The following is a 20,079-nucleotide window of genomic DNA, read 5'->3' on the forward strand; positions in this document are numbered from 1 at the left end:
CGCGCGCTCCGGCGCCATGGCAGAATGAGCGCTTGTGCCTCGCGCAGGCTCTGCCACAGGGGAGCCGCGACGACGTGGGCACGACCGACTTCCATCAACGAAACGGTGTTCGACCTGTGGCGGGCACGGAGAGCGATACAGCATGCACATCCTCGACTCACTCGATGCGGCGTCACTCCGCACCGACATCCCCGAGTTCCGCGCCGGCGACACCGTCAAGGTGCACGTCAACATCGTCGAGGGCACCCGCTCGCGCATCCAGATCTTCCAGGGCGTCGTCATCGGCCGCTCGAACGAGGGCGTCCGCGAGACCTTCACGGTCCGCAAGGTCAGCTTCCAGGTCGGCGTCGAGCGCACCTTCCCGGTCCACTCCCCGGTGATCGACCACATCGAGGTCGTCACCCGCGGTGACGTGCGTCGCGCGAAGCTCTACTACCTCCGCAACCTCCGCGGCAAGAAGGCGAAGATCAAGGAGAAGCGCGACTCCTGAGCGGCGTCCGCACAGCGATTCCCGGACCCCGGCCCATCTATGATGGACCGGGGTCCGACCCTTTTCCGGGGCGGTACGACCCGGTGATCCACAGACCGGCGCGGCACCGCGCGGGTCGACCACAGTAGGGGCCACGGCGAGCGATGACAGACAGCACGGCCCCCGTGACCCTCCCGCACGACGGCGGCCGCCACTCCGCCGATCCGGACGGCGAGCACCGGCCCCGCCGTCGCCGACGGGGAGTGCTCCTCTTCCTCCGCGACGTGCTCATCATCGTCGTCGTCGCCGTCCTGGTGTCCTTCCTCGTCAAGACGTTCCTGATCCGCTCGTTCTACATCCCGTCCTCCTCGATGGAGCAGACGCTGGTCGAGAACGACCGCATCCTCGTGAACGAGCTGGTCCCCGGGGTCGTCCCGATCTCGCGCGGCGACGTGGTCGTCTTCCGCGATCCGGGCGGCTGGCTCTCGCCGACCACCGAGCCCGAGGTCCCCGCCTTCCAGGCCGCCATCGACTCCGCACTCGCGCTCGTCGGCCTCACCGCGCCCGACAGCAACGACCACCTGATCAAGCGGGTGATCGGGCTGCCGGGCGACCACGTCACCTGCTGCACACCGCTCGGCCAGGTCGAGATCAACGGCAACCCCATCTCGGAGCCGTACGTGAAGCTCCCCGACGGCGTCCAGGCGGTCTCGGCGACCCCGTTCGACGTGGTCGTGCCCGAGGGCTCGCTCTGGGTGATGGGTGACAACCGCTACAACTCCGCCGACTCCCGCTACAACACCGACAAGCCCGGCAACGGCTTCGTGCCGATCGACAACGTCGTCGGCCGCGCGATCCTGGTCACCTGGCCGGTGCAGCAGTGGGCCTGGCTGGACGACTACCCGTCGGTGTTCCGTGGCGTCGACACCGAGGCGTCCGACGAGCAGTCGGAGGACGACCGGGCCAGCGCGGGCGGGCGCTAGGTGGTCGTCGCCGACCCGGACCTCCGCGAGGAGCGCCGGCTCTTCCGTCAGGGCTTCGAGAGCGTCATCGGCTGCGACGAGGTCGGCCGCGGCGCGATCGCCGGACCGGTCTCCGTCGGCGTCGTCGCGATCGGCTCGCGCTGCGGCCGCTTCCCGGAGGGCCTGCGAGACTCGAAGATGCTCGCCCCCGCCCGTCGCGAGGCGTTGCTGCCCGGCGTGGTGAAGTGGGTGTCCGGCTGGGCGATCGGCGAGTCCTCCGCCGACGAGATCGACGACACCGGGATCATCGCCGGCCTCGGCCGCGCCGCCTCGCGCGGCATCGAGCGCCTCGTCGACCAGGGCGTGGAGCTGTCCCGCGCCGTCGTCCTGCTGGACGGCAAGCACGACTGGCTCACGCCCGCGCTCGGCCCGTGGGCGGCGGGACTGACGATCGTCACCCGCGTCAAGGCCGACCGCGACTGCGCCTCCGTCTCGGCCGCCTCCGTGCTGGCGAAGGTCGGCCGCGACGGCCAGATGGTGCGCCACCACGACGACTTCGCCGACTACGCCTGGGACAGCAACAAGGGCTACGGCAGTGCCGCGCACTGGGCCGGCCTCGACCGCGTGGGGCCGTCGCCGCTGCACCGGGTGACCTGGCTGTCGCGCTCGCGCGAGGCCGGAGTGGATGCCGTCTCCGCCTAGGGCGGTCCCGGCGCCGGGCGGTGTCGCGTAGAATCGACGGACGATGGATGAGGACGAGTTCGAGGACTACGACCGCGAGGTCGAGCTGGCACTGTATCGGGAGTACCGCGACGTCGTCTCGCAGTTCTCGTACGTCGTCGAGACCGAGCGGCGCTTCTACCTCGCCAACGAGGTCGAGCTGGTCCGCCGCGACACCGAGCACGACTTCTACTTCGAGCTGACCATGCGCGACGTCTGGGTCTGGGACGTCTACCGCTCCGACCGCTTCGTGAAGTCCGTCCGCGTCCTCACCTTCAAGGACGTCAACGTCGAGGAGCTCTCCCGCAAGGAGTTCGAGCTCCCGAAGGAGCTGGCCCTCGACGAGTAGGGCTTCCGGCTCGTTCTCTCCGGGTTGAGAAGCGCTTCCGGCGCACACTCCCCCCTGCCGAGGAGCGCTTGCAGCGCTCCATTCTCCGGCTGAGGAGCGCCTGCAGCGCACCCTTCTCCGGCTGAGGAGCGCTTGCAGCGCACTCTTCCCTCCGCTGATCGAGTAGCGGTGGCGCTCATCGAAACTTCGCAGACGGACGTCGCTGACGGCTCTTCCCTCGGGCCGCGGCCGGCCTCATTCATGCTGGTCGAGTAGCCGCCGCAGGCGGTGGATCGAGACCCACCCTCACAAGGGGCCGGCACCGGCTGTTCCTCCGCTTCCGGAGCGCATCACGCACCGCCCGGCCTTCATGCTGGTCGAGTAGCCGCCGGAGGCGGCGTATCGAGACCCACTGTCGACGGACGATCCCGCGCCGATCGACGCCGCCGGACCCGCCCTCCACAGCTCCGGATTCCCCGCTCCCTCCCCAGTTCTACCGCCGCCCGCCCCGTGCCACCTCTCTCTCCGCGACCCTTCCCTCGGGAGGTTCTGCATGGACAAGGACGAGTTGGGCCGTCGCGGCGAGGAGATCGCTGCGGCGCACCTGAGGGAGCGCGGTTTCGAGATCCTCGACCGCAATTGGCGGGTGCGGGAGGGGGAGCTGGACATCGTGGCGCGGGAGGGTTCGGCGTTGGTGGTGGTGGAGGTGAAGACGCGGTCCTCGACGCGGTTCGGGTTGCCGATCGAGGCGATCACGCGGGTGAAGGCGCAGCGGCTGCGGCGGCTGGCGTATGCGTGGGCGCGGGAGCACGACGAGCGCTCGCGGCACCTGCGCATCGACGCGGTCGGCATCGTCGCGCCGGACGGAGTGCCGTCGCAGGTGCGTCATGTGCGGGCGGTGGCCTGATGGGGCTGGGGCGGACATCCGCGGTCGGTCTGGTCGGCTTCACCGGCGCGGTGGTGGGGGTGGAGGCGCACTCGGCGGACGGCACTCCGGGGATGGTGATCATCGGTCTGCCGGATGCGGCGCTGTCGCAGGCGAAGGAGCGGGTGCGGTCCGCAGCGATCAACTCGGGCAGCGGGATCGCGGAGTACAAGATGACGGTGAACCTGTCGCCGGGGGCGATGCCCAAGCACGGGTCCGCGTTCGACCTCGCGATCGGGCTCGCGGCGCTGGCGGCGCTGGGGGAGGTGAACCGGGAATCGGTCGCGGCGGTCGTGCACATCGGCGAGCTCGGGCTCGACGGGCGACTGCAATCGGTGCCGGGAGTGCTGCCCGCGGTACTCGCCGCGGCCCGGGCCGGCCGATACAGGGTGATGGTGCCCGAGGACGACCGGCTCGAAGCGGAGTTGGTGGACGGGGTGGACGTCATCCCGGTCTCGTCCCTGGCGGCGGCCGCCGTGTGGCACGGGGCGGAGTGGGACGTGCCGGTCCTGCCGGAGCGTTCCGCTGCGCCTCCAGCCGTTCGTGAGCCGGAGTCCCGGCTCGACTTCGCGGACGTGATCGGCAACGAGGAAGCGGCGTCCGCGATGATCGCCGCAGCGGCGGGCGGGCACCACGTGTTCCTCCTCGGTCCGCCCGGAGCGGGGAAGACGATGCTCGCCTCACGCCTGCCCGGGATCCTGCCGGATCTCGACGACGAGGCGGCACTCGAGGCGACCTGCATGCGCTCCCTCGTCGGCGAGCACACCGGCGGCACCCTTGTGAGGCGTCCGCCGTTCGAGAGTCCGCACCACTCCGCCTCCGCCGCAGCGATCGTCGGCGGCGGCAGCGGCAGGATCCGGCCGGGAGCCGTCGCACGCGCGACCCGCGGGGTCCTCTTCCTGGACGAGGCTCCGGAGTTCTCCGCGGTTGCCCTCGACGCGCTGCGGCAGCCGCTCGAGTCGGGCGTGATCCGCATCCACCGTGCGAACGTCATGGCGGAGTTCCCGGCCCGCGTGCAGCTCGTGCTCGCGGCGAATCCGTGCCCCTGCGGGCGCCACGGCATCCGGGGTGAGATCTGCTCGTGCTCGCCGCCGGTGCGGCGGCGCTACCTGGCGCGGCTGAGCGGTCCGCTGCTCGACCGCGTCGACATCCGGCTGACCGTACGGCGCATCGGGGCGGCACAGCTCGCCGTCCGTCGCGACGAGCCTGGGCTTTCGACGGCGCAGGCTCGCGCTCGGGTGGTCGCCGCGCGGGCCCGCGCTCGGGCGCGCTTGGCAGGCACCCCGTGGTCGGTGAACGCCGAGGTCGACGGCGCGTGGCTCCGCGCGACCCCGCAGCGCCCGACCGCCCGGGAGTCGGGCACCCTCGACCTGGCCCTGGAGCGCGGGCTGGTGACGATGCGCGGCTACGACCGCGTGCTGCGCCTCGCCTGGACGCTCGCCGACCTCGACGAGATCGACCGCCCCGCTGCGAGTCACCTGGCCCGCGCACTGATTCTGCGGGGAGCGGGCTCGTGACGGCCGTCGCCGAGCTCTTCGACCGGACCGAGACGCGCCTCGCGCGGCGGCTGCTTCCCGAGGACAGCGAGTCCGATCCGGTGGAGGCGCTCGCGCGCGCGGCGTGGTCCTCGCTCGCCGAGCCGGGCGACGCGGTGGCCGGGACGCTGATCGAGCGATTCGGCGCCGGCGGCGCGCTCGCACACGTCGTGGGGACGGCGTCGGCGGGGGAGATCCTCGCGGAGTCGGCAGCGGCGGACGTGCGCCGGAGGGGGACCGGATGCGCGGATGACGCTGCCGCGGAGACCGGCCGCTCCGAGAACTCGTTCGACTCGACAGGCGACGGAGAGAGCGACGGGGACGACTCCCGCAGCGGAACGCGGGTCCTCGCCGCAGGTCTGGCGCGCTGGCGCGCCCGGGTCGACAGGGCCCTGCTCCTCCGCCGCCTCGAGATCGCGCACCGTCTCGACGCACGCCTGCTGCTGCCGGGATGCGACGGCTGGCCGCAGCCGCTCGCCGACCTGGGGGAGCACGCGCCGTTCGTGCTCTGGAGCCGCGGCGATCCGCTCGCCCTCGCCGCTCCGCATCGGCTGGCCGTCGTCGGGGCCCGCGCGGCGACCGGCTACGGCGAGCACGTCGCCGCGGACCTCGCCGCCGGCACCGCCGAGCGCGGCGTCCTCATCGTGTCCGGTGCCGCCTTCGGTATCGATGCGGTCGCGCACAAGGCGGCACTCGGTGCGGGCGGGCGCACGGTCGCCTTCCTCGCCGGTGGTTCGGACCGGCTGTACCCGACGGCGCACACCGACCTCCTGCACCGCGTCATCGCGACGCCCGGCTGCTCGGTGGTGACGGAGGTGCCGCCGGGCACCACTCCGACGCGCTGGCGCTTCCTGCAGCGCAACAGGCTGATCGCCGCGTCGACCGCTGCCACGGTCGTCGTGGAGGCGGGAGCCCGCTCCGGGTCGTTGAACACCGCCGGCCACGCGGCGGCGCTCGGAAGGCCGCTCGGCGCGGTACCCGGCCCGGTGACGAGCGCCTCGTCGGCGGGCTGCCATCGGCTCCTCCGGGAGTACGCCGCGACCTGCGTGACGTCGGCTCCGGAGGTCGTCGAGCTGCTCGGCATGTCCGCGGTGCTCGCCACCGCGCCGGACGTCACGCGAACGGCCGCGCGCGTCCTCGACGTCCTTCGAGCGGAGGGCGCGCACGAGACGGAGCTGCTCGCTCAGCGCTCCGGTCTGTCCGTTCCCGAGACCCTCGACGTCCTCGGGACCTGCCTCGCGGGCGGGCTCGTCCAGCGCGACGCGGAGGGGAGGTGGCGGGCAGCCGCGTGAGGATCAGCGGCGCCGATCGGCGTCGCGGTCGCCGTCCACGGCAGCGCGACGACGGTCGGCCACACGAGTTCACGCCTTGGGGGAGCCGCCGCTCGAACCGACCGCCGCCGTTCGCTGCCGGCGCTGTCGGCGGTGCGCCCTACGCTGTCGATCAAGCAGCGAGGGGAGCCGCATGGGTGACGAGACGACGACGAGGACGCAGCCGGAGCATCCGCAGCTCGGGTACTTCCGGGCCGCCGACCGGGTGCTCGCGCACCTCAGCGACACGCACTTCCTCGCGGAGGGCGCTCCGCTCTACGGGCGCGTCGACACCGTCTCCCGGCTCGAGCAGGCCGTCGCGCGGCTCGTCGAGCGCGGCGGTCGGCTCGACGCGATCGTCGTCACGGGGGACGTCGCCGATCGCGGTGAGGAGGACGCCTACCGGCGGGTCAAGGACGTCCTCGATCCTATGGGCGAGCGCTTCGACTGCCCGATCGTCTGGGTGATGGGCAACCACGACGAGCGCGGCGCGTTCCGCCGGGTGCTCCTCGACCAGGAGGCGGGTGATGCGCCGATCGATACCCCGATCGACCAGGTCGTCGACCTCGGCGGGCTGCGGCTCATCGCGCTCGACAGCGCGGTGCCGGGCTACCACCACGGCGCGCTCACCGGCGAGCAGCTCGAGGCGCTCCGAGCCGAGCTCGCGACGCCTGCTCCACTCGGCACGATCCTCGCGCTGCACCACCCGCCGCTGCCGACACCGCTCGGCGCGATGACCGTGCTCGAGCTCCGAGGGATGGACCGGCTGGAGGAGGTGGTGCGCGGGACCGACGTGCGCGCGATCCTCGGCGGGCACCTGCACTATCCGACGGCGGCGACCTTCGCCGGCGTCCCGGTCTTCGTCGCCGGAGCGACCAGCTACACGATGGACCTCGGCGCTCCGGAGCGCGAGCTCGCCGGCATCGACGGAGCGCAGAGCTTCTCGCTCGTCCACGTACATCCCGAGACCGTCGTCACCTCGCTCGTCCCGAGCGCCACCGCGCCGATCGCCACCCGCTTCGGCACGGACCTGATCGAGAAGCTCGAGAGCCTCGACGAGCAGGGCCGCATCGACCTCTGGTCGCGGATGCCGGGCACCGATGGCTGACACTCCTCCCGCAGGCCTGCCCCCGCGTGGCGAGCCGCTCGCGGCGGCCGTGGAGGACTTCCTCCGCTACGTCCTCGACGAGCGCTCCCTCTCACCCGCCACGGCTCGCGGCTACAGGGCCGACCTCTCGACCCTCATCGACTTCGCCGCGAGCCGGAAGCAGCCGATGCTCGCCCAGCTCGACCTCGAGCTGCTGCGCGACTGGCTCTGGCACGAGTCGCAGACCGGCGTCGCCCGCGCGACGCTCGCCCGGCGGACCGCGGCCGTCCGCTCCTTCTCGTCCTGGGCGCAGCGCTCCGAGCGCCTGCCGATCGACGTCGCCGCGCGCCTGCGCACCCCGAAGGGCGGGCGCCCGCTGCCGCGCGTGCTCACCGAGCCGCAGACCGAGCACCTGATCGACGTGGTCGCGGCGCGCGGGGCGACCGAGGACCCGGTGGCCCTGCGCGACCTCGCGATCATCGAGCTGCTCTACGCCTCCGGCATCCGCGTCTCCGAGCTCGTCGCGATCGACGTCGGCGACCTCGACCTGAGCCGGCTCACCGTGCTGGTCACCGGCAAGGGGAGCAAGCAGCGCGTCGTGCCGTTCGGCGTGCCGGCGAAGGAGGCGCTCGTCGCCTACCTGGAGAAGGCCCGCCCGCAGCTGCTCCCGGACGCGGAGACCAGCACGACCGGGACGAGCACGACGGCCCTCCTCCTCGGCCGCCGCGGCGCCCGCCTCACGCCGCGGACCGTCTACGGCGTCGTCGCCCGGCTCCTCGACGGCGGCCAGGGCTCCGGCCCCTCCGGCCCGCACACCCTCCGGCACACCGCCGCGACGCACCTGCTCGACGGGGGAGCGGACCTCCGCGCCGTGCAGGAGCTGCTCGGCCACGCGAGCCTCGGCACCACCCAGATCTACACGCACGTTTCGACCGAGCGGATCCGCGAGGCCTACCGCCTCGCCCACCCGCGCGCCTGAGGTCGCCGCAGCAGGCGCGGCCACTCCGTCGATCGGCAGCAGCACCGCCCGCGGGATCCCGCCGAAGAACCGCATCGGGTTCACGTACTCCCCGTCCTCGCGCGCCCCGAGGTGCACGCACGAGCCGTCGCAGTGCCCGCCCGAGCCCACCGAGCCGATGACGTCCCCGGCGCGCACCTCCTGACCCTCCGCGACGGACGGCTCCACCGGCTCCACGCTCGACACCAGCCCGTCGGCGTGCGCGATGCTGACCACGCTCCGGTCGACCACCCGCCCCGCGAAGGACACCCGCCCGTCCGCGACGGCCCGCACCGGAGAACCCGCCGTGGCAGCGAGGTCGATCCCGCGATGCCCCGCGGCGTAGCGATGAGCGGGCGCCCGCCACGGCTCGACGACGGAGAAACCGTCCACCGGCGGGGTCCAGAGCATCGGAGCGAGCAGGGCGAGCACCAGGAACACGCCCGGGCGGAGGAGGAGAGGAGCAACCATGCGGACACCCTCGCCGACAGCGCAGAGGCGCGGGCGACTCGCGGCCCGACCGGGGGAGAAGCACCGGAGGACGCCGCCTGTGGAGGAGCGACTGCGAAAGCAGCGCTCCGCAACCCGTCCCGGCGGATTGGCAGGCGGGAGTAACGTGCCTGTGATCCGGAGCGGGCGCGGAGACACCGCACCCACCGGCGGCGAGAATCGGAGACGACCATGACCAGCGGACGATCTGACACCATCCCGAACCCCTCGGCGGCGAAACTGAAGAGGAAGGTGATCGGTCTCGCCATCGCGGCGGCGGTCGGCGGCTTCCTCTTCGGCTTCGACTCGTCCGTGGTCAACGGAGCGGTCGAGGCGGTGCAGGGCGAGTTCGAGCTGTCGGCCGCGCTGATCGGCTTCGCCGTCGCGTCGGCCCTCCTCGGCTGCGCGGTCGGCGCCTACCTCGCCGGTCGCCTCGCGGACCGCTGGGGCCGCATCAAGGTCATGCTGCTCGGCGCAGGCCTCTTCTTCATCTCCTCGATCGGCGCCGGCGCGGCCTTCGCCGTGTGGGACCTCGTCCTCTGGCGCGTCGTCGGCGGCCTGGGCATCGGCATCGCCTCGGTGATCGCCCCCACCTACATCTCCGAGATCGCGCCGAAGGCGATCCGCGGGGCGCTCGCGTCGCTGCAGCAGCTCGCGATCACGCTCGGCATCTTCGCCGCACTGCTCTCGGACACCGTCATCGCCGAGGGCGCCGGCGGAGCGTCCGAGCCGTACTGGTTCGGCGTCGCGGCCTGGCGCTGGATGTTCATCGCCTGCGCCGTGCCCGCCGTGATCTACGGACTGCTAGCCCTGACGCTGCCGGAGTCGCCGCGCTACCTCGCCACGCGGGGTCGCTCGCAGGACGCGCGCAAGGTCCTCGCGACGGTCACCCCGCGCGACGAGGTGGACGAGGCACTGGCCGACATCCAGAAGAAGATCGACGAGGACGCCGAGAACGCCCAGCGCTCGAGCCTGCGCGGTCCGGCGCTCGGCCTGCTGCCGGTGGTCTGGGTCGGTATCCTGCTCTCGGTGTTCCAGCAGTTCGTCGGCATCAACGTGATCTTCTACTACTCGACCTCGCTCTGGAGCGCGGTCGGCTTCGACGAGTCGAACTCGTTCGCCATCTCGGTCTTCACCTCGGTCGTGAACGTCGTGGTCACCTTCGTCGCGATCTTCCTGGTCGACAAGGTCGGCCGGAAGCCGCTGCTGCTCGTCGGCTCCGCCGGCATGGCGATCTCACTCGGACTGATGGCGCTCGCGTTCAGCCAGTCGACGATCAGCGGCGAGGACGTCTCGCTGCCCGGTGCCTGGGGCCCGATCGCCCTCGTCTCGGCCAACGCCTTCGTGGTCTTCTTCGGCGCGACCTGGGGCCCGCTGGTCTGGGTGCTGCTCGGCGAGATCTTCCCGAACCGGATCCGCGCCGCCGCCCTGGGCCTCGCCGCCTCGGCGCAGTGGATCGCCAACTTCGCAATCACGGTGACGTTCCCGATCCTGTCGCAGGACGTCTCGCTGACCCTCGCCTACGGCCTCTACGCGGCGTTCGCCCTCATCTCGTTCTTCTTCGTCTTCCTGTTCGTGCCCGAGACCAAGGGCCGCTCGCTGGAGGAGATGGACACCTTGCACATCCGCACCGTGATGAAGTCGGCGCGCAAGTAGCGCACGGCCTCGCCTTGCTCCGAGCTCCGGCTCGCGAGAACGCCTCCGGCTCGTGGAATCCCAGCGGTTCTGCGTGCCGGAGGCGTTTCCGCGTGCCGGAGCCGCGTGGCTGAGCTGCGCGGCGGACTTCGGGCACGTGATTGCGGGTCTGGCTCGTCAGATCGGGTGGTTCCTGCGTGCCGGAGGTGTTTCTGCGTGCCGGAGCCGCGCGGCGGGACGTCGGGCCCGAGGTTTCGGTCCGGGCTCGTGGGATCGGGCGGCTTCCGAGTGCCGGAGGTGTACTCACCTGCCGAACGTGGGTGGTGGAGCCCCGGGCTCGCGATTTCGGCTCGGGCTCGTCGGATCGGAGATTCTCCGCGTGCCGGAGGTGTTTCTGCGTGCCGGAGGTGAGCAGCGGGACCTCGGGCTCGTGATCTCGGCTCTGGCTCGTCGAATCGGGCGGTTTCCGCGTGCCGGAGGCGTCTCCGCGTGCCGGAGGTGGTCGGCAGCCGGGCGGCGGACGCGCGGGTCCCGCACCCGCGGGGGAGGCGGCCGTCCTGGTGCTAGTCTTCTCGGAGCACCTCGCTCGTCGGGGTGACTACGCGCGCCCATTCGGCCAACGCTCCCCACGGTCCCCTTCGCCCAGTGCGAGGAGGGCGGGAGCGCGCCGGGCGCCAGGGCGACGTGCCGACCGGCCGTCGCGGACAACCGAACGGGAGTTCGGCGCCGTCGTGCGCCCGAGCCCCAGAGAAGGAGAACGACTCATGGCAGTCGTCACCATGCGCCAGCTGCTCGACAGCGGCGTCCACTTCGGGCACCAGACCCGTCGCTGGAACCCGAAGATGAAGCGCTTCATCCTGACCGAGCGCTCGGGCAGCTACATCATCGACCTCCAGCAGTCGCTGGCCTACATCGACAAGACCTACGACTTCGTCAAGGAGACGGTCGCCCACGGCGGCACCATCCTCTTCGTCGGCACGAAGAAGCAGGCGCAGAACGCGATCTCCGAGCAGGCGACCCGCGTCGGCCAGCCCTACGTCAACCAGCGCTGGCTCGGTGGCCTCCTCACCAACTTCCAGACGGTCTCCAAGCGCCTCGCGCGCATGAAGGAGCTCGAGGAGCTCGACTTCGACGACACGTCGAAGAGCGGCTTCACGAAGAAGGAGCTCCTCATCAAGAAGCGGGAGCTCGACAAGCTGCACAAGTCGCTCGGCGGCATCCGCAACCTCTCGAAGACGCCGTCGGCCCTGTGGGTCGTCGACACCAAGAAGGAGCACCTCGCGATCGACGAGGCCAAGAAGCTGGGCATCCCGGTCATCGGCATCCTCGACACGAACTGCGACCCGGACGAGGTCCAGTACCCGATCCCGGGCAACGACGACGCGATCCGCTCGGTGAGCCTGCTCACCCGCATCGTCGCCGACGCCGCCGCCGAGGGCCTCATCCAGCGTCACCAGAAGCCCGAGGCCGAGGGCAACGTCTCCGCCGTCGAGCCGCTGGCCGAGTGGGAGAAGGAGCTGCTCACCACGAGCGACGACTCCGCCGCCTCGACCGACGCCGCCGCGACCGACGCCCCGGCGTCCGACGTCCAGGAGCCCGCCGAGCAGGCCGGCGCCGAGACCGAGAAGGTCGCCGACGCCGAGCTCGCGACCGCCGACGAGGCCGTCGCCGAGGCCGAGGCGCCCGCCGAGGCCGACTCGACCACCGAGTCCGTGACCGACGAGACCCCCGCGTCCGTCTGACACCCGCACTGAGCCGGGGGTCGGACGGGTCGCGAGAGCGCCCGGCCGACCCCCGCTCATTCGGTGCACGTTCACCACGAAGCAGAACCGCCGACACCCCGGCGTGACGGAGTCCTCGACACCGAGGCCCGTCGCCGCGGGACCGGCAGACCACGACGTCCTGGCGGGCGCGGGTGCGCGAAGCACCGCGCCGACCGGACACAACAGAGGAGTTCGCAGAACTATGGCTAATTTCAGCCTCGCTGACGTCAAGACGCTGCGCGAGCAGCTCGGAACCGGCATGGTCGACACCAAGAACGCGCTCGTCGAGGCCGACGGCGACCTGGACAAGGCGGTCGAGATCCTCCGCCTCAAGGGCGCCAAGGGCAACGCGAAGCGCGCCGACCGCTCCACGAGCGAGGGCCTCGTCGCCGCCGCCGAGAAGGACGGCGTCGCCACCCTGATCGAGCTCGCCTGCGAGACCGACTTCGTCGCCAAGGGCACGAAGTTCATCGCCCTGTCCGAGGGCGTGCTGGACGCGGTCGTCGCCGCCGGCGCCACCACCGTCGAGGAGGCTCTCGCGGCCCCCGCCGGCGACAAGACCGTCGCCGACCTCATCAACGACGAGGCCGCGATCCTCGGCGAGAAGGTCGAGCTCCGCCGCGTCGCCACCGTCTCCGGCGAGCACTTCGCCGTCTACCTGCACAAGACCAACAAGGACCTGCCCCCGCAGGTCGGCGTGGTCCTGGGCTACTCGGGAGACGACGCGGAGACCGCCCGCTCGATCGCGCAGCACATCTCGTTCGCCAACCCCTCCTACCTGTCGCGCGAGGACGTGCCGCAGTCGGAGGTCGACAACGAGCGCCGCATCGTCGAGGAGATCTCGCGCGGCGAGGGCAAGCCCGAGGCCGCCCTGCCGAAGATCATCGAGGGTCGCGTCAACGCGTACTTCAAGCAGGTCGCGCTGCTCGACCAGGACTACGCCAAGGACAACAAGCTGTCCATCAGCAAGGTCGTGGCGGACGCCGGTCTGACCGTGTCGGGCTTCGCCCGCTTCAAGGTCGGCGCGTAGCACGCACAGCGAGGGGAGTCCGGGTCGTTCAGTCGACCCGGACTCCCTTCGCTCTGCCCGGGGGAGGCGCCCGGGCGTGGTCGCGGGGCGTCCCCCGCGCGGGATAGGTTTGTACGGGTCTACGGGAGGAAACGTCCATGACGGAGACGGATGCGAAGACGACGGGCAAGCGCCGCAGGGTGCTGCTGAAGCTGTCGGGGGAGGCGTTCGGAGCCGGCACTCTCGGGGTGAACCCGGACGTGATCAGCGCCCTGGCGCGCGAGATCGCCGACGCCGCGACCGAGGTCGAGATCTCGGTGGTCGTCGGCGGCGGCAACTTCTTCCGCGGGGCCGAGCTCTCGCAGCGCGGCATGGACCGCGGCCGCGCGGACTACATGGGCATGCTCGGCACGGTGATGAACGCCCTCGCCCTGCAGGACTTCCTCGAGCAGGCCGGCGCGGAGACGCGCGTGCAGTCCGCGATCGCGATGACGCAGGTCGCCGAGCCCTACATCCCCCGCCGGGCGATCCGGCACATGGAGAAGGGCCGCGTCGTGATCTTCGGCGCGGGCGCGGGCCTGCCCTACTTCTCCACCGACACCGTCGCCGCGCAGCGCGCGCTCGAGACGCACGCCGACGTCGTGCTCGTCGCGAAGAACGGCGTCGACGGGGTCTACGACGCCGACCCGCGGACCAACCCGGACGCGAAGAAGCTCGACACCCTCACCTACCAGGAGGCGCTGCAGCGCGGTCTCAAGGTCGTCGACTCGACCGCCTTCAGCCTCTGCATGGACAACGGCATGCCGATGCAGGTCTTCGGGATGGAGCCGGCCGGCAACGTCGCGCGCGCCATCCGGGGCACCCGACTCGGCACGCTCGTCTCCAACTAGGGCGCCCCCGCCCCGAACTAGACTGACCACTTCCCTCTCTTAAGGAGCCCCCTGTGATCTCGGATGTACTCGCCGACGCGACCGTCAAGATGGACAAGGCCGTCGGAGTCGCCAAGGAGGACTTCTCCACGGTGCGCACCGGTCGGGCCAACCCCGGCCTGTTCCAGAAGGTGCTGGTGAGCTACTACGGCACGCCCACCCCGCTCTCGCAGCTCGCATCGCTGCAGAACATCGAGGCGCGAACCCTGCTGGTCACCCCCTACGACAAGGGCGCCCTGCGCGACATCGAGCAGGCCATCCGGGACATGCCCAACCTCGGCGCCAACCCGACGAACGACGGCTCGGTCATCCGCATCAACCTCCCCGAGCTCACCGCCGAGCGCCGCAAGGAGTTCGTGAAGATCGTGCGCACCAAGGCGGAGGACGCGAAGATCGCCGTCCGCAACATCCGCCGCAGCGCGAAGAGCGACCTCGACGCGCTCAAGGGCGACATCGGCGACGACGAGCTCTCGCGCGGCGAGAAGGAGCTCGAGGCCCTGACCAAGCAGCACGTGGACGCCATCGACGAGGCGCTCAAGCGCAAGGAATCCGAACTGCTCGAGGTGTAGTGCCGTGCCCGTGAACCCCGAGGATCCCGAGAGCAGCGACGACGCTCCGGCGCCGCACGTTCCGGGCGCCCGGGGTTCGCGCATGGTCACGCGCGACGCCCTGCGCGCGCGGGCCCAGCAGGGCCGGGCCGACGTCGAGCGACAGCTCGAGGCGACCCGTGCCCAGCTCGAGGCGACCAACGAGCGCCTCACCGCGCGCTCGGGCCGGAACCTCGTCTCCGCGACCGTCATCGGCCTCATCGGCGGCGGCGCGATGGTCGTCAGCCTGCTGGTCGTCAAAGAGCTCTTCATGGTGCTGGCCGGCGCGTTGGTGCTGCTGGCGGCGCTCGAGCTGTCGAACGCGCTGCGCCACGCCGGCCGCGACATCCCGCGCATCCCCACCGGGGTCGTCGCCGTGGTCGCCGTGCCGGCGGCCTACTACGGCGGGATGCAGGCCGCCTGGTTCGCCGTGCTGGGCGGCTCGGCGCTGGTCGCCCTCTGGCGGCTGGGGGAGCAGCTCCTCCGCCGGACGAGGTCGACCGGTCGCGAGCTCCTGCTCGACGTCGGGCTCGGCGCGTTCGTGCAGATCTACGTCACGTTCCTCGGCGCCTTCGCGATCCGTCTCGTCGCGGAGGAGGGCGGCCAGCTCTGGGCGCTGTCCTTCCTGATCCTCGTGATCGTCGTCGACACCGGCGCCTACGTCAGCGGTCTCACCTGGGGCAAGCACCCGATGGCGCCGCGGATCAGCCCGAAGAAGACCTGGGAGGGGTTCGCGGGAGCGGCGGTCGCGGGCGTCGTCGTCGGCGTGCTCCTCGCCCTCCTGCTGCTCGGCCAGCCCTGGTGGGTCGGCGCCGTGTTCGGCGCGGTCGTCCTCCTGACGGCGACGCTGGGCGATCTCGCCGAGTCGCTGATCAAGCGCGACATCGGCATCAAGGACATGAGCTCGTGGCTGCCTGGGCACGGCGGCTTCCTCGACCGGCTCGATTCGATCCTCCCGTCGGCCGCCGCGGCCTACGTGCTCTACTTCGTCTTCGCGCACTGACCGTGCGCGCGGTGATCGGGCCGTGGCCGAGCGCACGGGCTCCGGCCCCTCGCGGCGCGGTCGACGCGCCGATTCCCGGACCGGGCCGCCGTCTTGGCAGAATGACGGGATGAACGCTCCCTTCCCCCGCGCGCGCGAGTCCCGGCCCGGCTACGACACGGACGAGGTCGACTCCTTCCTCGCCTCGGCCAGGGACGCCTACGCCCAGCTCTCGGGCGGTCCGGCCGACCTGCGCGCGGTGGATCTGCGGCACACCGCCTTCTCGCTGAAGAAGGGCGGCTACTCGGCGCCGCACGTCGACGCCGCGCTGGAGCGCCTCGAGGACGCCTTCGCGGTGCGCGAGCGCCAGTACGCGATCGCGGCGCAGGGCGAGGAGGCCTGGCTCCGGAACGCCCGCGAGACGGCGCAGGAGATCGTGAACCGCCTGGCGCGGCCCGCGCGTGAGCGCTTCACCCGCGCCGGCGTGCTGACCACCGGCTACAACATCCGCCAGGTGGACGCCTTCTCGGACCGCGTCTCCGGCTACTTCCGGGACGGCTCCGTGCTGACCGTGGACGACGTGCGGACGGTGTCGTTCGCCCCGCAGCGCGGCGGCTACTCCGAGCCGCAGGTGGACCTCGTGCTCGACGCCGTGGTCGACGTGATGCTGGCGGTGCGCTGAGCGGTCGGCCCCGCACTGGCGGATCGAGAGGTCCTCCGTTATGCTTTCGTGATCGTGGGTATGCATCAGAGAACGTCCGTCGCGCAGCCACCCGTCTCCCGATCCTCGGTCGAGACCTCGAAGCGCCCGGCGGCCCGTCGGTCCAGGACCCGTGTCCCGCTGGCGTTCCTCGCCTTCGCCGCCTCCATCGGCTTCGTCGCCGTCAGCGCGGTCGACCCGTCGAGCGGCGCCGTCGCGTCGCCCTTCTACCAGGCCCCGGAGCGCTTCAACGGCGACCCGGCCCAGCGCCTCGTCGTCGCCGAGGCGGCGGTCGAGCGCACCGTCCAGCGCGACACCTTCGACGCGCAGGCCAAGCCGACCCCCACGCCGACTCCGACGCCGACCCCCACTCCGACGAAGTCGAAGCAGGCCGTCGTCGAGGACGACGAGGAGGAGGAGTCGGCCGCCGCGGCGCCCGTCGCCCGCTCGGCCGCCCCGGACCCCGGCTCGGCGAAGGCCCTCGCCTACGACCAGATCGTGCAGCGCGGCTGGGCCGACAGCGAGTACGACTGCCTCGTGCTGCTGTGGAACCGCGAGTCCGGCTGGAACGTCTACGCCGAGAACAAGTCCAGCGGTGCCTACGGCATCCCGCAGGCGCTCCCCGGCAGCAAGATGGCGACCGTCGGCGGCGACTGGCAGACCAACGCCAACACCCAGATCACCTGGGGTCTCGGCTACATCTCGGGCCGCTACGGCTCGCCGTGCGGCGCCTGGGCGCACTCGGAGAGCGTCGGCTGGTACTGATCGCCGCCGCCGTCCGTCCCCGGGGCGGTCGGTCCGCCCGATAGCCTGAGAGCGTGGATTACGCGCTGCTCGGGGTCGTCGGGATCATCACCGTCGTCACCGTCGCGCGCTTCTCGAGCCGGCTCGGAGTCGCGGCGCCGCTGCTGCTCGTCGTCATCGGCATCGGCGCGTCCTACCTCCCCGGCGTCCCCGAGATCGAGGTCGAGCCGGAGCTGATCCTCGCCGGGGTGCTGCCACCGCTGCTGTACTCCGCGGCGATCCAGGTGCCGCTCGCCGACTTCCGGCGGAATCTGCGCTCGATCTTCGGGCTGTCGGTGCTGCTCGTCGTCGTCACGGCGCTCGTCGTCGGCTTCTTCCTCTACATGCTGCTGCCGGACCTCAGCCTCCCGGCCGCCATTGCGCTCGGCGCCGTGGTCAGTCCGACCGATGCGGTCGCGGCCACCTCGATCGGCAAGAAGCTCGGCCTGCCACCCCGGCTCGTGACCGTGCTCGAGGGCGAGAGCCTCGTCAACGACGCGTCGGCGCTCGTGCTGCTGCGCGCCGCCACGGCCGCGACCGCCGTGGTGGGCGCCTCCGTCTCGAGCGACGCCATCGACATCGGCGAGGTCGGCGTGCTCTTCGTCTACTCGGTCGTGATGGCCGTCGTCCTCGGGCTGGTGATGGGCGTGCTGACCGTCTTCGTGCGCTCGAAGCTGCGCGACCCGGTGCTGGACACCGCGGTCTCGTTCGCGGTGCCCTTCCTCGCCTACATCCCGGCGGAGGAGCTCGGCGCCTCGGGTGTCCTCGCGGTGGTCGTCACCGGCATCTACACCGGGCACAACAGCGCGCGGTTCCTCAGCCCGCAGTCGCGGATCAGCGAGCGCGTCAACTGGCGGACGGCGCAGTTCCTGCTGGAGAACGGCGTGTTCCTCCTGATGGGCGCCGAGATCAAGGCGATCGTCGGCGACATCGAGCCGGGCGGCGTCGGCGTCGACACCGCGGTCCTCCTCGGGCTCGCGACGGTCGTGATCCTGATCGTGCTGCGCACCCTCTTCGTCTGGCCGCTGCTGCTCTGGCTGCGCGGCTCGGGCCGGCGGGCGGAGCGGATCAACCGCCGGCTCGCGGTCGGGGTGATGCGCCTGCGCAACAGCGCCAGCAGCGACGAGCGTTTCGTCCGCCGCCGGCAGCGGGCGGAGCGGCTGTACCAGCGGCGGGAGACGGACCTCGCGGCGACGACCAGCGAGGCGTTCGGCTGGCGCGGCGGCGTCATCCTCTCCTGGTCCGGGATGCGCGGCGTGGTCACGCTCGCGGCGGCGCAGTCGCTGCCGGAGGAGACGCCGTACCGCTCGCAGCTGATCCTGATCGCCTTCACGGTCGCGGTGGTCACCCTCCTGCTGCAGGGGGCGACGCTGCCGGCGCTCATCCGGGTCACGGGCATCCAGGGGAGCGACGGCGACGCCGACCGCCGCGAGCTGGCCACGCTGCTCGACGAGGTCGCCTCGACCGGCATCCAGGCGCTGCCGGAGGCGGTCGAGGACCTGCCGGCCGGCAGCGTCGGCGAGCGGGTGCTGGAGCGGGTCCGCCGGGACACGCTGACCCGCTCGCAGGTCGCGTGGGAGCAGGTGGAGCGCGAGGCCGACGGCCCGCTGGGCCCGCAGGGGCAGTATCTGCACCTGCGGCGGGCGGTGCTCAGCGCAGAGCGCGAGGCGCTGCTGGAGGCGCGCGGTCGAGGGGTCTACTCCTCGCGGATCCTGCGGCGGGCGCAGCTGATGCTCGACGCCGAGGAGACAAGGCTCGAGATGGACGACTCCTCGCACTGACCCGCCCGGGCGGGACGGCTGCGAGCGAGTGCTCGCGCGGCGGCTCCTAGACTGGAGCAATGCCGCGCAGCAATCGACCCCGCGGACGCGGGCGCGAGGACGACGACGAGCAGCGCGACCTCTCGCAGATGCTCGCCGGCTGGCGCCGCACCGAGACGCGCCGCGGCCGGGAGTGGAACGTCCAGCCCGTCTCCTCGTCGCGCGCGGTCAAGAACTACCTCTGCCCGGGCTGCGGCCAGACCATCGACATCGGCCTCGCGCACGTCGTCGTCTGGCGCGGCGACGGAGCACTCGGCGACGCCGCGGACCTCGCCGGCCGTCGCCACTGGCACACCCACTGCTGGCGGATCGAAGGAGCACGATGACGCACGAGATCCGCGGAGGCGTCGTCCTCCCCGCCCGCCGCGAGGAGGTGGAGCTGCACACCGCCGACGGGCTGACCCTGGTCGGCGAGCTGGCCCTGCCGCTCGAGGGCGAGCCGGTGGCCACGCTGGTCACCCTGCACCCGCTGCCGACGCACGGCGGCTTCATGGACTCGCACATCCTGCGGAAGGCCGGCGCGCGGCTGCCCGCCCTGGCCGGCGTGGCGGTGCTCCGCTTCAACACCCGCGGCACGAGCTCGCCGCGCGGGACGAGCGAGGGCGCCTTCGACGGCGGCGCCGCCGAGCGGGCCGACGTCGCCGCGGCGATGGCGCTCGTGGCCGAGCGCGGGCTGCCGCACCCCTGGCTGGTCGGCTGGTCCTTCGGCACCGAGCTGGCGCTGAAGTGGGGGAGGGAGCACCCCGTCGACGGCGCGATCCTGCTCTCGCCGCCGTTGCACCGGGCGACGGCCGAGGAGGTCGCGGCCTGGGGCGAGGACGGACGGCCCCTGGTCGCGCTCATCCCGGAGTTCGACGACTACCTGCGGCCGGAGGCGGCCGCCGAGCGGTTCGCCTCGGTCCCGCAGCTCGAGCTGGTCGCCGTCGAGGGCGGCAAGCACCTCTGGGTCGGCGAGGCGCAGACGCGCCGCGTGCTCGACGAGATCGTGCGGGTGGTGGCGCCGGAGTCGTCACCGCTGCCGACGGAGTGGGCGGGCGAGCTCGGCTGAG

At 72.0% G+C, this 20,079-nt stretch carries 20 protein-coding genes and 1 pseudogene; 20 read left to right on the plus strand and 1 reads right to left on the minus strand.

All coding sequences use genetic code 11. The annotated features are described in order from the left end of the window. Positions 1 to 142 precede the first annotated feature (142 nt). From rplS to EDF45_RS15040, 9 genes are all read left to right on the plus strand, one after another. A complete protein-coding gene (gene rplS, locus EDF45_RS15000; protein WP_123445722.1) occupies positions 143 to 490 on the plus strand; it encodes a 50S ribosomal protein L19 in 348 nt (115 codons plus the stop codon). Positions 491 to 633: 143 nt separating this feature from the next. Beyond that, complete coding sequence (gene lepB, locus EDF45_RS15005; RefSeq protein WP_123736852.1) at positions 634 to 1,452, plus strand: signal peptidase I; 819 nt, start codon at positions 634 to 636, stop codon at positions 1,450 to 1,452. Then, the gene (locus tag EDF45_RS15010) at positions 1,453 to 2,133 is read left to right on the plus strand and encodes a ribonuclease HII (RefSeq protein ID WP_123736853.1); all 681 of its coding nucleotides are present in this window, start codon (positions 1,453 to 1,455) and stop codon (positions 2,131 to 2,133) included. A 43-nt stretch (positions 2,134 to 2,176) separates the two neighbouring features. After that, positions 2,177 to 2,500 carry a DUF2469 family protein gene (locus EDF45_RS15015; protein ID WP_056044100.1) on the plus strand — a complete coding sequence of 108 codons (324 nt, stop codon included), beginning with the start codon at positions 2,177 to 2,179 and terminating at the stop codon, positions 2,498 to 2,500. Positions 2,501 to 3,032: 532 nt separating this feature from the next. Further along, a complete protein-coding gene (locus tag EDF45_RS15020) occupies positions 3,033 to 3,386 on the plus strand; it encodes a YraN family protein (RefSeq protein ID WP_123736854.1) in 354 nt (117 codons plus the stop codon). Further along, on the plus strand, positions 3,386 to 4,921 hold the full coding sequence (locus tag EDF45_RS15025) for a YifB family Mg chelatase-like AAA ATPase (protein ID WP_123736855.1): 1,536 nt from the start codon (positions 3,386 to 3,388) through the stop codon (positions 4,919 to 4,921). Before EDF45_RS15020 ends, EDF45_RS15025 begins: the two co-directional genes overlap by 1 nt. Further along, on the plus strand, positions 4,918 to 6,231 hold the full coding sequence (dprA, locus tag EDF45_RS15030; RefSeq protein ID WP_260312230.1) for a DNA-processing protein DprA: 1,314 nt from the start codon (positions 4,918 to 4,920) through the stop codon (positions 6,229 to 6,231). The genes EDF45_RS15025 and dprA overlap by 4 nt, the downstream gene beginning before the upstream one ends. Before the next feature lie 172 nt (positions 6,232 to 6,403). Continuing rightward, complete coding sequence (locus EDF45_RS15035) at positions 6,404 to 7,357, plus strand: phosphodiesterase (RefSeq protein WP_123736856.1); 954 nt, start codon at positions 6,404 to 6,406, stop codon at positions 7,355 to 7,357. Next, entirely contained in the window at positions 7,350 to 8,315 is a 966-nt protein-coding gene (locus EDF45_RS15040) for a tyrosine recombinase XerC (RefSeq protein ID WP_123736857.1), read from the plus strand. The genes EDF45_RS15035 and EDF45_RS15040 overlap by 8 nt, the downstream gene beginning before the upstream one ends. Positions 8,316 to 8,402: 87 nt before the next feature. On the opposite strand, the pseudogene EDF45_RS15045 reads toward EDF45_RS15040, so the two are convergent. Beyond that, a pseudogene (locus tag EDF45_RS15045) lies at positions 8,403 to 8,804 on the minus strand (M23 family metallopeptidase); the annotation flags it as partial. A 210-nt stretch (positions 8,805 to 9,014) separates the two neighbouring features. Here EDF45_RS15045 and EDF45_RS15050 point away from each other — a divergent pair. The 11 genes from EDF45_RS15050 (at position 9,015) to EDF45_RS15100 (ending at position 20,078) form a co-directional block, all read left to right on the plus strand. Beyond that, positions 9,015 to 10,478: a sugar porter family MFS transporter gene (locus tag EDF45_RS15050; RefSeq protein WP_123445729.1), complete on the plus strand. Its 1,464-nt coding sequence runs from the start codon at positions 9,015 to 9,017 to the stop codon at positions 10,476 to 10,478. A 743-nt stretch (positions 10,479 to 11,221) separates the two neighbouring features. Continuing rightward, entirely contained in the window at positions 11,222 to 12,199 is a 978-nt protein-coding gene (gene rpsB, locus EDF45_RS15055) for a 30S ribosomal protein S2 (protein ID WP_123736858.1), read from the plus strand. A gap of 223 nt (positions 12,200 to 12,422) precedes the next feature. Next, positions 12,423 to 13,250, plus strand: a complete 828-nt coding sequence (tsf, locus tag EDF45_RS15060) for a translation elongation factor Ts (protein ID WP_123732203.1) — start codon at positions 12,423 to 12,425, stop codon at positions 13,248 to 13,250. A gap of 137 nt (positions 13,251 to 13,387) precedes the next feature. Further along, positions 13,388 to 14,119 carry a UMP kinase gene (gene pyrH, locus EDF45_RS15065; RefSeq protein ID WP_123445732.1) on the plus strand — a complete coding sequence of 244 codons (732 nt, stop codon included), beginning with the start codon at positions 13,388 to 13,390 and terminating at the stop codon, positions 14,117 to 14,119. Between the two features lie 53 nt (positions 14,120 to 14,172). Continuing rightward, positions 14,173 to 14,727 (plus strand): ribosome recycling factor, encoded by a 555-nt coding sequence (gene frr, locus EDF45_RS15070; RefSeq protein WP_123445733.1) that lies wholly within the window; start codon positions 14,173 to 14,175, stop codon positions 14,725 to 14,727. An 82-nt stretch (positions 14,728 to 14,809) separates the two neighbouring features. Next, on the plus strand, positions 14,810 to 15,748 hold the full coding sequence (locus EDF45_RS15075; RefSeq protein WP_123704777.1) for a phosphatidate cytidylyltransferase: 939 nt from the start codon (positions 14,810 to 14,812) through the stop codon (positions 15,746 to 15,748). Positions 15,749 to 15,857: 109 nt separating this feature from the next. Then, positions 15,858 to 16,409: a DivIVA domain-containing protein gene (locus EDF45_RS15080; RefSeq protein ID WP_123703370.1), complete on the plus strand. Its 552-nt coding sequence runs from the start codon at positions 15,858 to 15,860 to the stop codon at positions 16,407 to 16,409. A gap of 60 nt (positions 16,410 to 16,469) precedes the next feature. Continuing rightward, a complete protein-coding gene (locus EDF45_RS15085) occupies positions 16,470 to 17,192 on the plus strand; it encodes a lytic transglycosylase domain-containing protein (RefSeq protein ID WP_123736859.1) in 723 nt (240 codons plus the stop codon). Positions 17,193 to 17,245: 53 nt separating this feature from the next. Then, positions 17,246 to 18,991, plus strand: a complete 1,746-nt coding sequence (locus tag EDF45_RS15090) for a sodium:proton antiporter (RefSeq protein WP_123736860.1) — start codon at positions 17,246 to 17,248, stop codon at positions 18,989 to 18,991. Positions 18,992 to 19,050: 59 nt separating this feature from the next. Next, positions 19,051 to 19,356 carry a hypothetical protein gene (locus EDF45_RS15095; protein ID WP_123445737.1) on the plus strand — a complete coding sequence of 102 codons (306 nt, stop codon included), beginning with the start codon at positions 19,051 to 19,053 and terminating at the stop codon, positions 19,354 to 19,356. After that, positions 19,353 to 20,078: an alpha/beta hydrolase gene (locus tag EDF45_RS15100; protein ID WP_123736861.1), complete on the plus strand. Its 726-nt coding sequence runs from the start codon at positions 19,353 to 19,355 to the stop codon at positions 20,076 to 20,078. The genes EDF45_RS15095 and EDF45_RS15100 overlap by 4 nt, the downstream gene beginning before the upstream one ends. Position 20,079 lies beyond the last annotated feature (1 nt).

This window comes from Rathayibacter sp. PhB186, from assembly GCF_003751825.1.
Taxonomy (GTDB): Bacteria; Actinomycetota; Actinomycetes; order Actinomycetales; family Microbacteriaceae; genus Rathayibacter; species Rathayibacter festucae.